We start from the raw sequence: 9,352 nt of genomic DNA, 5'->3' as shown, positions 1-9,352 counted from the left end.
AAGCCCACCTGCGCCGATGGTACTGCACACGGGAGTGTGTGGGAGAGTAGGTCACTGCCGACATTATATCTTCATAATTTTTCTTCAAGGCCCCGGAAACCGTCGTGTGTGGTTTTCGGGGCTTTGTTGCGTGTGCAGGGGTTTTGGGGGCGCTCGTTGTTGTTGTGGGCCTGCACCGGGGGAGGGCTCGGGGTAGGGGATGACAGAGTGCTGTCTGGTGTGCGTGCGTCGCGGGGTTGTCTTTGATCTTTTCGGTGAAATGAGTGGGTGCCCGCAGCTCTTCTGTCGGCTGCGACCCCGGGGCAGGGGAGTGTGTCACCTAGTTTCTGCCGCTTCTCAATGCCAACGGCATCCTGCAGCCGTTGTGTGTCGTCGCTCTTCGCCTGTACGCCGAGGTGGGGCTGTCGTCTGCGGTGCTCTCAGCCGCCGGCGTACCCGGACTACCCCAGAGCGCTGACCATCCAGTCCGTCACCGTATGCCCCGCCATGAAGGCCGTGAGCCCGCAGGCGACAGCGATGAGGGTGTGGCTGATGCCGTTCGTGATGCTGCGCTTGTAGTGCGCGCCAAGGTGGGCGGCCAGGCTGCTCCATGTGGACAGGCTGCCGGCGATGCCGACTCCCAGGAGGAGCGTGAGCTGGTTTCCAAGCCCGAGGGCTACAACGATCCCGAGGAGCCCACAGGCGGCCGTGTTCGCCGCGAGGAGCCCGTGGGGCCGTGTGGACATCGCGTAGCGAACCCCGCCCCCGAGCGCCCCTCCGAGGGCGACGCAGGCGCCCTGCAGGATGATGTCTGTGGCGCTCATGATCTCGGCTCGTGCTCAGTGCGGTTGCGTGTCATGCGGGCGTGGAGTGCGTCGCCGGCGGCCCAGCCGCCGAGGCACAGCACGATCGTGGCGATGAAGTACGTGATCCCAGTGGGGGCGTCTGCCTGTGTGCTCAGCGCGATGTAGCTGGCGAAGCTGGTGAATCCCCCAAGGACGCCGGTTCCGGCGAAGGGGCCCGGCTTGTAGCGTCCCATGAGGTAGCAGCCGCAGAGGTTCGTGACCGCCAGCCCGAGCATTCCCGGAATCATGAGCGCGAGTGCCCACCTCGCTGTGGCCCCGAGGGCAGCGCCTGCTGCCGCCTGCAGCCACGGGGGCACAGGGGTGCGTGAGCTCGTGCGCGGCGCGGCATCGGGGTGGGGCATAGTCCCCTAATGTAGTCGCCCGTTCTGTGCCCGGAGGAGTCACCGTGGGGTGCCGCAGCCGTGTTGTGGATGTGAAGAAGCCCCCACCCGCCTCGTCGTGAGGGGCGTGGGGGCTTGAGGGAGTTTCTTACTTCCAGTCGGAGCCTTGGGCTGCGAGGAACTCGGCGACTTCTTCTTGGCTGCGCCGCAGCTTCGGGTCGAATGCGAGGTAGGCTTTCGTCTCCCGGGCGACGAGCCCGCTGAGCAGCAGCAGGCCGATGAGGTTCGGCAGCGCCATGAGGCCGTTCATGATGTCGGCGATGGTCCACACGACCTCGAGGCTGGTGGTGGAGCCAATGAGCACCACGAGGGTGAAGATCATGCGGAAGGGGATGGTGCCGCGGCGGCCGACGAGGGATTCGAGGCAGCGTTCGCCGTAGTAGGACCAGCCGAGCATAGTGCTGAAGGCGAAGAAGATGACACTGAGGCTGACGACGGTGTCACCCCACGTGCCGGGCAGGCCTTTGCTGAAGGCGGTGGCGGTGATGATGCCGGCGTTGTCGGAGCCCATCTCCCAGGTGTTGGTGGTGACGATGGCCAGGCCGGTAAAGGACACGACGACGATGGTGTCGATGAAGGTCTGGGTCATGGACACCAGGCCTTGGCGGACCGGGTGGCTGGTTTGGGCGGCGGCGGCCGCGATCGGGGCGGAGCCCATGCCCGACTCGTTGGAGAACAAACCGCGGGCAACACCCATCTGGATGGCGATCGCCAGGGTGGAGCCGACGAAGCCGCCCACTGCGGAGGAGCCGGTGAACGCGTGGGTGAAGATGAGGTGGAAGGCGCCGGGGATGGCCTCAGCGTTGCGGACGAGCACGACGATGGCGCCGGTGATGTACACCATGATCATCATGGGCACGAACGCGGCGGTGACCTTCGCAATCGATTGGATGCCGCCAAGGAGCACTGTGCCCACGAGGATGAACAGCACGATGCCTGTGACGCGGTGTTCGACACCGAAGGAGTTCTGCAGGCCGGTTGCCACCGCGTTGGCCTGCGTCATGTTGCCGATGCCGAAGGCGGCGATGACGCCGAAGATGGCGAAGGCGACGGCGAGGATCCGCCCGACGGGGCCCGCGATGCCGCGCTTGAGGTAGTACTGGGGGCCGCCGGATTGTTCCCCGGCGGCGTCGGTGACGCGGAAGCGGACGCCGAGGAAGCATTCGGTGTACTTCGTCGCCATGCCCAGCAGGCCGGTCACCCACATCCAGAACAGGGCGCCGGGGCCGCCAATACTTAAGGCGGAGGCCACGCCGACGATGTTGCCCACGCCCACCGTGGCGGCGAGCGCCGTCGTCAGTGCCTGGTAGTTGGAGATATCGCCCTCGCCGCCGTCGCCGCCGTCGAGGAAGCCGTGGCGCAGACCCCGGCCCAGCGCCCGGAACTGCAGGGCGCCCAGCCGTACCGTCAGGTACAGGCCTGCCCCCAATAGCAGTGGCAGCAGCAGGTAGGGGCCCCAAATGAACCCGTCGATTGTGTTCAAGGTGCTGGCGACATCGCTCATGGCATTCCCTTTACTCCTTAACGAAAACATGGCCTTGTGGCTGCCCGCGGTGGGCGCTTGTGGTCCGGGAAACCACATTAGGGTACCGGTGGGCATGGGCGGTGTGCCCGCCCGGGCGGCAGGTGCGTGCCCGTCCGCGACCCCGCACGGGTGGGTGTGGGGGATGAGGGGCTGGTCGCGCCCGGCTGCCCAGGCGCAGCCGATGGTGCGTGGCTGCAACCACGCCACGGGCCTCAGTGTGAGCACTATCTCATAGATGGTGGTGTGCTGCCATCGCGCTACCCCCGCGGCAACCCCCGCACGTCGGGGGTTCGACTGCCCCGTCGCCGGCCCGGCCCGCGCGGGCCTCGGCCCTCGAGGGTGGATGGCGGCGCGTCTGGGGTTCGCGCGCGCCGCGCCTAGGTGGTCTGCGCGTGGAGCCTGTTGCGTGCATGACGTGCAGTTTCGGGCATTGGTCCGCGCCCCTGGCGGGTGCGGCTGGGGTAGCGTGGCGCGCCCGCGTCGGCGCCTGCGGTGTGCGGTGGGGGTGGTCGGCGGTGGGGGCCGTGGGTGCGGCGCCTGCGGGTGACCCCGCGGGTGCGGGTGGTGGCGGACTGTGGTGTCGTGGGGTGTGTGGGGGTGGGTGTGGCGGTGCTCGCTGTGGCGCGCCCGGGGTGTGCGGGGGAACAATAGAAACAGTTGGGTGCTTGACACCCCTGTCACGTCGCCTCACCCGCCCCGCTGTCTTGTGCGTGGCCGGGTGTGGTTGACAGTCCCTTGCCCGTTGGTCATGCGGCTGCGCGTTCGGCGCGCAGTTGCGTGCCTTGTCCTCGGAGGAATCATGGCTCACCCTCGTGCCGGCCAGGTCGCTCAGGATAGCGATCTCATTGACATTGCCGCCCTGGTGACGGCGTACTACACGCTCACCCCGGACGCTGATAACCCGGACCAGCAGGTGGTCTTCGGTACCTCCGGGCACCGCGGCTCCTCGCTGGATACCGCCTTCAACGAAAACCACATCCTCGCCACCACCCAGGCCATCGTGGAGTACCGCAAAGCCAATGGCATTGGCGGCCCGGTCTACATTGGCCGCGACCCCCACGCCCTGTCGGAGCCGGCGATGGTCAGCGCCCTGGAGGTGCTGCTCGCCAACGATATTGAGGTGCTGGTGGATGCGGCGGGCCGGTACACGCCGACCCCGGCGGTGTCCCACGCGATCCTCAGCCACAATGCCGCCTTGCCGGGTGGGGTGACGGGCGTCGACCCGAAGCGTGCCGACGGCATCGTTATCACCCCCTCCCATAACCCGCCGCGCGATGGTGGGTTCAAGTACAACCCGCCGAACGGCGGCCCCGCCGACACGGATGCCACCGACTGGATTGCGGCCCGCGCCAACGACATTCTGCGCGGCGGCATGAAGGATGTGCGCCGAGTGTCGGTGGCGGGTGTGCGTGATCCGCGCTGCATCATGCATGACTACATGCAGCACTACATTGCGGACCTGCACAACGTCGTCGACCTGGAGGCCATCAAGAAGGCGGGCGTCCACATCGGCGCCGACCCCATGGGTGGTGCCTCCGTCGACTACTGGGGTGCCATTGGGGAGCACTATGGCCTCAACCTGGAGGTCGTCAACCCCCGCGTGGATGCCACCTGGCGGTTCATGACCCTCGACACGGACGGGCTGATCCGTATGGATTGTTCCTCCCCGAACTCGATGGCGTCCCTCGTGGGCAACCGCACGAAGTTCGACATTGCCACCGGTAATGATGCGGACGCGGACCGCCATGGCATCGTCACTCCGGATGCGGGCCTGATGAACCCGAACCACTACCTGGCGGTCGCGATCGAGTACCTCTTCGGTCACCGCCCGGGCTGGGCGCCGGGGACCGCCGTGGGTAAGACGTTGGTGTCCTCGTCGATGATCGACCGCGTGGTCGGCTCCCTGGGCCGCACGCTGCTGGAGGTGCCGGTGGGCTTCAAGTGGTTCGTGCCGGGGCTCATCGATGGCGGGATTGGTTTCGGTGGCGAGGAGTCGGCGGGCGCGTCCTTCCTGCGCCACAACGGCACCGTGTGGTCCACCGACAAGGACGGCATCATCCTCGACCTGCTCGCCAGCGAGATTCTTGCTGTGACGGGTAAGACGCCCTCGCAGCGCTACGCGGAGCTGGCGGCCGAGTTTGGTGCCCCGGTGTATGCGCGCACCGATGCGCCGGCGAACCGGGAGCAGAAGGCGGTGCTGAAGAAGCTCGCGCCGGAGGATGTCACCGCGACGGAGCTCGCCGGGGAGGCCATTACCGCGAAGCTGACGAAGGCCCCGGGTAATGGGGCGCCGATTGGTGGTCTCAAGGTCTGCACCGAGAACGCCTGGTTTGCGGCGCGCCCCTCCGGCACGGAGGACAAGTACAAGATCTACGCCGAGTCCTTCCTCGGTGCCGAGCACCTGGCCCGCGTGCAGGCGGAGGCACAGCAGTTGGTCTCCGGGGTGCTGGGCGCTTAAGGCGCACAGGATCTCCCCTGTGAGCCTGTGATGCCCGCCCCGGGGCGCAGTCGCGGGGCGGGCATCGGCGTGTCTGCAGCGCACAGCATACCCGTGACGTGTCACCTTTCCTGGCATGGGGCGAGGATCTCCCTGTGTGCAACCTGGCAGGGGAGAAGCGCTACCAACACCCCAGCCGAGACCCGCCCACCCACATGTGCCCGAAACCCCTGCTCGGGGGAGTGGGCTGCTGCCGGGTGGCTCGGAGATTGCTGTGAATGGCTGCGGGCGTTCCCTCTGGGCTGGGGCCTTTGTTGCCCCGTGAACTAGGGTTTATGCCATGCCGCACCTTCACTCCGCCGACACCACCGAAGCCGCCACCGCCCGCCCCCAGGGCAGGCTGTGGCCCTGGGTGAGCGCGGCCGCCCGCCTCGGGTTGGCCGCCGTGTGGATCATCAGCGGACTGAGCAAGATCGGCGACCCGCTGGCCACCCGCCAGTCCGTGGCCGCCTACGAGCTGTTCAGCCCCGGAATCGTCAACATCATCGGCACCGCCATCGCGCCCGTGGAGATCGCCCTCGGCGTGCTGGTCCTGCTGGGCGTGTTCCTCCGCCCCGTCGGCATCGTCAGCGGCGTCATCTTCCTCGCCTTCATCGGCGGCATTGCCTCCGCGTGGGCGCGGGGCCTGACGATCGACTGCGGTTGCTTCGGTACCGGTGGCTACAATGCGGACGTCACCTGGTGGACCTACACCAGTGAAATCCTCCGCGACCTTCTCTTCGTCGCGATGGCGGCCATCGTCGCGTGGCGGCCGTTCCGCCGCTTCGCTCTCTACCCCTAACAGTGGTCGGCACCACCCCTTTGTCCCCACAGATTCTACGAAAGTACCTTCATTCGCGTGAGCACCACCATTAAAAGCCCCAATGAGAAAAGCAAGGGCTTCATCTGGGCCCTCCTTGCCGTTGTTGTCGTCATCGCTGGCGTCGTCACCTACATCGTCATGAACGGTGAGAAGGCCGCCGACGAGAAGCTCGCCGCCGACGCGGTCGACAACGTGGGCATCAACGTCACCTACAACGACAACATGATCCGCCTGGCTGCCAAGGATGCGAAGCCGGACACTCCGACGGCGGACCTCTACGAGGACTTCTCCTGCCCCCACTGCTCTGAGCTCGCGGAGGCCACCGACGCCGACATGCTCAAGGCCGTGCAGGCCGGCGACCTCGTCGTCAACATCCACCCGATGAACTTCCTCGACCGTGGCGACGAGAACGGCCACTCCACCCGCGCGGGTGCGGCGGCGCTGGCCATCGCCCAGGACGGCGACGCCACCGACTACTGGAACTACCGCGCGATGCTCATGCGCGACCAGAGCAAGATCTGGAACCAGTGGGACAACGCCAAGTTCGCTGAGGCCGCCACCGCGCTGAAGGTCAAGGACGACGTCACCGCCGAGATCGCCGAGGGCAAGGACCTGGAGCAGATGCGTGAGGTCGGCACGAAGAACGCCGAGAAGCTCAAGGAGCAGACCGGCCGCGTGTCCTCCCCGCGCGTCATCGTCGACGGCAAGGATGTCGAAGACATCAGCAACTGGGTGCAGGAAGTCAGCGGCAAGTAATACTCTTCCCCGCCCTGTGGCCCGCACGCTCAGCGTGCGGGCCACGTGCGTTGTCGGAACCCTTGACTTAGCTGCCGATTTGGGTCGCTCAGTGTCCGCGGTGTAGATTGATTCAGGTCGCTTCCACCACGCGCACGCGCGCCAGGTGAGTCAAGCGAACAACCACATATGGGGCTATGGCGCAGCTGGTAGCGCACCACACTGGCAGTGTGGGGGTCACGGGTTCGAGTCCCGTTAGCTCCACTCCACACCCCGCCTGCGGCGGAGGAGTGGACAACTTCATACGGATGCTTCACGCTTGTGAAGGATTCACCTTTGGGGCTATGGCGCAGCTGGTAGCGCACCACACTGGCAGTGTGGGGGTCACGGGTTCGAGTCCCGTTAGCTCCACCACAAGGCAAGGGCCACTCACGCTTCGGCGCGGGTGGCCCTTGTTCGTGTCCACGTCCACAATCTATTAACTAGATAACAATCTGGTTGCAATTTGACGCAAACCACAGCGCGTGGGGTGCCGGTGGTGCAAGAATGGGGACATGTCCAACCACGAAGCCATCACCCACCTGTCCCGCGACGAAGCCTTCGCCCGCATGGCGACCGAATCCCTGGGCCGCATCGTCGTCCGCCGCAAGGACGACATGGATATCTTCCCCGTGAACTACGTCGTCGACGGCGAGACTGTGTACTTCCGCACCGCGGAAGGCAACAAGCTGTTTACTGTCGCACTCAACCACGATGTCCTCTTTGAGGTCGACCACGTCGAGGGCGACGCCGCCTGGTCGGTGGTCATCAAGGGCACAGCAGAGGTCGTCAAAGATGCCGCACGGATTCACCACGCGGACTCCCTGGGGCTCAAGCCTTGGGTGCCGACGCTGAAGTACAACTTTGTGGCCATCACCCCGAACGAGGTCTCTGGCCGCGCCTTCGCCCTCGGGGAGGAGCCGGAGCGCTACTAGCGTGGGGCGGGTCGCATCTTCCGCCGCGGCCCACCCACCCTTGACGACAGCCCACCTCCTGCACGGAGGTGGGCTGTGGTGTGTCTGCGGCGCTTAGCGCCACCAGGAGTCTGCCGGGGTGGGCGGCAGGTGCCGCTTGTGCTGGCCGACCCGCCACAGGTGCTCCAGGCGTGCGACGGCCTCCGGGCGCAGCGGCTCGTCGGTCTCCAGGTAGGTGTCGATCTCGGCGTAGGTGACCCCGAGGGCCACTTCGTCGGCGACCATGGGGCGGTCGTCTTCCAGATCGGCGGTGGGCACCTTCTGCCAGGTGGCGTCCGGGGCGCCCAGCTCGCGCAGCAGGGCCGCGCCCTGCCGCTTCGTCAGCCCCGCCAGGGGCAGGATGTCGGCCGCCCCGTCGCCGAACTTGGTGAAGAAGCCGGTGATGTTCTCTGCGGCGTGGTCGGTACCGATGACGAGGCCGCCGACCTCGCCGGCGATGGCGTACTGGGTGACCATGCGCATGCGGGCCTTGACGTTGCCCCGGTTGAAGTCGCTCAACCCCTCCTGGTCCAGTGCGGCCGCCGTCGGCGTTGCGAGCGCGGTGACCGCCTCGCGAATGTTGACCTCGAGGGCGTGGTCGGGGCGGATGAACTCAAGCGCTGCCTCGGCGTCCGCGGCGTCCGCCTGCACCCCGTAGGGCAGGCGCACGGCGTAGAAGCTGGCCTCGTGCCCGTCGGTGCGGAGCTTTTCCACCGCGAGCTGCGCCAGTCGGCCGGCCAGGGTGGAGTCCTGCCCGCCACTGATGCCCAACACGTAGGCCTTCGCGTGTGCGGCGAGGAGATAGTCGGCGAGGAAGTCCACGCGGCTGGCGATCTCGGCGGCGGGATCAATCTGCGGGCGCACGCCCAGCAGCGTGCGGATCTCGGCGCGCAGTGCCTGGGAAGACGCCGACAAAGGCTGGGGGTGGGAAGGAGTCGTCATGAGGGCCAGTGTAGACGCGCACCCTAGGGGAGCCGGCGTCCGCCCAGGTCGGAGCGGCAGTGCCGGGCACACTGTCGGCGTTGCCGGTGGTGGCTATGACGACGTGTGGTAGGTGCCCGGTTTGTGCGCGGCCGTGCGCAGAGCTATCATGGACACTCGTGTCGCATCCGGATGCCTAAATTCGGGTGTGTTATGGAAATGCCATAGCCGGTGAAGAATGTGCCTTCACCAGGCCGCGCGGCGAGAATATCGCCGGTGGTGGTTGTCGCGCAACGAAGAGAAAGGAGCGCCCGATGAAGGTCCGTAAGTCCCTTCGGTCGCTGAAGAACAAGCCGGGCGCCCAGGTCGTGCGTCGCCGTGGCAAGGTCTACGTGATCAACAAGAAGGATCCCCGCTTCAAGGCTCGCCAGGGCTAAATGGATGCGGTGGAGGCCCCCTCAAGCAGTGCTTGGGCGGGGCCTTTCCTCATGCCTGGGGCAACTTAGATTCAAGTGGTCGTTGCAACACGGTTAACCGAAAGGTCAATCCGTGCAACCACCTACAATCCCCGGAGTCGAGCAGAGCACGATCCGTACCCTGCGGCGCGCAATCGCTCACGGAGTCAGCGTCCGAGCCGCCGCCAAGGCCCTCGGCG

The 9,352-nt window shown here is 66.5% G+C and carries 9 protein-coding genes and 2 tRNA genes; 7 read left to right on the top strand and 4 right to left on the bottom strand.

What is annotated here, in order from left to right:
* Positions 1-440: 440 nt before the first annotated feature.
* From C1Y63_RS12090 to C1Y63_RS12080, 3 genes are all read right to left on the bottom strand, one after another.
* Positions 441-803, bottom strand: a complete 363-nt coding sequence (locus C1Y63_RS12090; protein ID WP_106016702.1) for a CrcB family protein — start codon at positions 801-803, stop codon at positions 441-443.
* Positions 800-1,186, bottom strand: coding sequence for a CrcB family protein (locus C1Y63_RS12085; protein ID WP_233195711.1), 387 nt, complete (start codon positions 1,184-1,186; stop codon positions 800-802). Before C1Y63_RS12085 ends, C1Y63_RS12090 begins: the two co-directional genes overlap by 4 nt.
* A gap of 127 nt (positions 1,187-1,313) precedes the next feature.
* The gene (locus C1Y63_RS12080) at positions 1,314-2,729 is read right to left on the bottom strand and encodes a sodium:alanine symporter family protein (RefSeq protein WP_106016701.1); all 1,416 of its coding nucleotides are present in this window, start codon (positions 2,727-2,729) and stop codon (positions 1,314-1,316) included.
* 820 nt (positions 2,730-3,549) lie between these two features.
* Between C1Y63_RS12080 and pgm the strand changes: the two genes are divergently transcribed.
* The 6 genes from pgm (at position 3,550) to C1Y63_RS12050 (ending at position 7,758) form a co-directional block, all read left to right on the top strand.
* Positions 3,550-5,208 carry a phosphoglucomutase (alpha-D-glucose-1,6-bisphosphate-dependent) gene (pgm, locus tag C1Y63_RS12075; protein ID WP_106016700.1) on the top strand — a complete coding sequence of 553 codons (1,659 nt, stop codon included), beginning with the start codon at positions 3,550-3,552 and terminating at the stop codon, positions 5,206-5,208.
* Positions 5,209-5,527: 319 nt separating this feature from the next.
* Positions 5,528-6,028, top strand: coding sequence for a MauE/DoxX family redox-associated membrane protein (locus tag C1Y63_RS12070; protein ID WP_106016699.1), 501 nt, complete (start codon positions 5,528-5,530; stop codon positions 6,026-6,028).
* Between the two features lie 57 nt (positions 6,029-6,085).
* Positions 6,086-6,805, top strand: coding sequence for a thioredoxin domain-containing protein (locus C1Y63_RS12065; protein ID WP_106016698.1), 720 nt, complete (start codon positions 6,086-6,088; stop codon positions 6,803-6,805).
* A 170-nt stretch (positions 6,806-6,975) separates the two neighbouring features.
* Positions 6,976-7,048: transfer RNA gene (locus tag C1Y63_RS12060), tRNA-Ala, on the top strand.
* A gap of 74 nt (positions 7,049-7,122) precedes the next feature.
* A tRNA-Ala gene (locus C1Y63_RS12055) sits at positions 7,123-7,198 on the top strand.
* A gap of 140 nt (positions 7,199-7,338) precedes the next feature.
* Entirely contained in the window at positions 7,339-7,758 is a 420-nt protein-coding gene (locus tag C1Y63_RS12050) for a pyridoxamine 5'-phosphate oxidase family protein (RefSeq protein ID WP_106016697.1), read from the top strand.
* Positions 7,759-7,851: 93 nt separating this feature from the next.
* Here C1Y63_RS12050 and nadE read toward each other — a convergent pair whose 3' ends face one another.
* Complete coding sequence (nadE, locus tag C1Y63_RS12045) at positions 7,852-8,718, bottom strand: ammonia-dependent NAD(+) synthetase (protein WP_106016696.1); 867 nt, start codon at positions 8,716-8,718, stop codon at positions 7,852-7,854.
* Between the two features lie 293 nt (positions 8,719-9,011).
* Here nadE and ykgO point away from each other — a divergent pair, with 293 nt between their 5' ends.
* Positions 9,012-9,134, top strand: coding sequence for a type B 50S ribosomal protein L36 (gene ykgO, locus C1Y63_RS12040; RefSeq protein ID WP_003852698.1), 123 nt, complete (start codon positions 9,012-9,014; stop codon positions 9,132-9,134).
* Positions 9,135-9,352 lie beyond the last annotated feature (218 nt).

Origin of the sequence: Corynebacterium sp. 13CS0277 (genome assembly GCF_002994655.1) — a bacterium.
Lineage (GTDB): Bacteria > Actinomycetota > Actinomycetes > Mycobacteriales > Mycobacteriaceae > Corynebacterium.
The sequence above is the reverse complement of the archived record's forward strand: the minus strand, read 5'-3'. Positions and strand labels throughout refer to the sequence as shown.

Excerpts from the sequence above, each read along its gene's own strand:
- C1Y63_RS12090 (WP_106016702.1), bottom strand. The coding sequence starts at position 803 with ATGAGCGCCACAGACATCATCCTGCAGGGCGCCTGCGTCGCCCTCGGA.
- C1Y63_RS12085 (WP_233195711.1), bottom strand. The coding sequence starts at position 1,186 with ATGCCCCACCCCGATGCCGCGCCGCGCACGAGCTCACGCACCCCTGTG.
- C1Y63_RS12080 (WP_106016701.1), bottom strand. The coding sequence starts at position 2,729 with ATGAGCGATGTCGCCAGCACCTTGAACACAATCGACGGGTTCATTTGG.
- pgm (WP_106016700.1), top strand. The coding sequence starts at position 3,550 with ATGGCTCACCCTCGTGCCGGCCAGGTCGCTCAGGATAGCGATCTCATT.
- C1Y63_RS12070 (WP_106016699.1), top strand. The coding sequence starts at position 5,528 with ATGCCGCACCTTCACTCCGCCGACACCACCGAAGCCGCCACCGCCCGC.
- C1Y63_RS12050 (WP_106016697.1), top strand. The coding sequence starts at position 7,339 with ATGTCCAACCACGAAGCCATCACCCACCTGTCCCGCGACGAAGCCTTC.
- nadE (WP_106016696.1), bottom strand. The coding sequence starts at position 8,718 with ATGACGACTCCTTCCCACCCCCAGCCTTTGTCGGCGTCTTCCCAGGCA.
- ykgO (WP_003852698.1), top strand. The coding sequence starts at position 9,012 with ATGAAGGTCCGTAAGTCCCTTCGGTCGCTGAAGAACAAGCCGGGCGCC.